The sequence below is a fragment of the Aerococcus sp. L_32 genome (assembly GCF_050689315.1).
Genome location: NZ_JBOEQF010000578.1, coordinates 1 through 1,086, shown reverse-complemented (window position 1 = coordinate 1,086; position 1,086 = coordinate 1). Strand labels below are relative to the sequence as shown.

General features: G+C 40.3%; 1 protein-coding gene and 1 pseudogene. Both read right to left on the bottom strand.

All coding sequences use genetic code 11. The annotated features are described in order from the left end of the window. Positions 1–191 (bottom strand): annotated as a pseudogene (locus ACRCJ0_RS14885) (L-cystine transporter); the annotation flags it as partial. Positions 192–231: 40 nt separating this feature from the next. After that, positions 232–1,086, bottom strand: an 855-nt coding sequence (locus tag ACRCJ0_RS14880; RefSeq protein ID WP_431390983.1) for a LysR family transcriptional regulator, incomplete at its 5' end; no start/stop codon positions are given.

The window sequence follows — 1,086 nt, the reverse complement described above, 5'->3', positions numbered from 1 at the left end:
TTGACCCAATCTAAAATTGTTGTGGTTGTACTTGAGTCGGAACCAAATAGTAATTGAATAATAATACCAAAAACAATCCCAATACCTAATCCGATAAAGACACGGTTTGAATATTTCACGTGTTTCCCTGCTAAACGGTTTAGGAATAACAATACAAGTACAAAAATAGCTAATGTAATGATAACTGCCATCTTGTCTTCCTCCTGAATATTGATATAAATGTGGTGCTGATTAAGAATCAGCAGATCCAATTACATCATTCAACTGGTCGTTCAAAATGCCAATGAATCGTTCGGCTTCACTAGATAGTTTACGGTATTTGTTTTGAATGTAAATAATATGGTTGTCTTCAACATCTGTAACAGGGACGGTGGTCATCATATCGCGGAATGGTGAAGTCAATATACCTGTACCCACTAGGATAGCGTCGGTTTTCACTAAGACATTAATCGAAGTCGCCCGGTCGCTGACGTAAATGGTTGATTGTGTAGAGCCCTCTCCCAAGTCCAATGCTTCCTCAGTTAATTGAGCTGAGGAACCTTGTGTCTGTTCGAATGTAACAGATGGATAGGCCAGCAAATCTGCTTGGGTTAGGCTTTCTCTATCTGCTAAGGGATGTTGTTTACCGACGAAAACATGGGGTTGAAAGGCCCCGATTTCTGTATAGCTCAACTCGTTATGGTTTAGGTACTGCTTAATGACCTTTTGGTTGTAGGCATTCATGTATAAAATCCCGATTTCAGAATAGGCATTTTTGACATTTTCCATTACATCAGTTGTTGAGGTTTCTAATAAACGATAATGGTGGGCGCGATCTTCATCATTTGCAACCAATACCGCAAAAGCTTCTGACACAAAGTCATAATGCTGACTAGATACTGAAAACAATTTTTTTCGGTCGGCATCTAAGTAACGATTCTCCATAACGGACACCTGCGACAAGACGTCACGGGCGTACGATAAGAATTCGCTACCTTCTTCAGTAATGAAGATACCGCGTTTTGTGCGCTCGAAGATTTGTAAGTCATACATTTCTTCCAACTCACGAATGGCCGTTGATAAAGAAGATTGCGCCATGAACAGCCG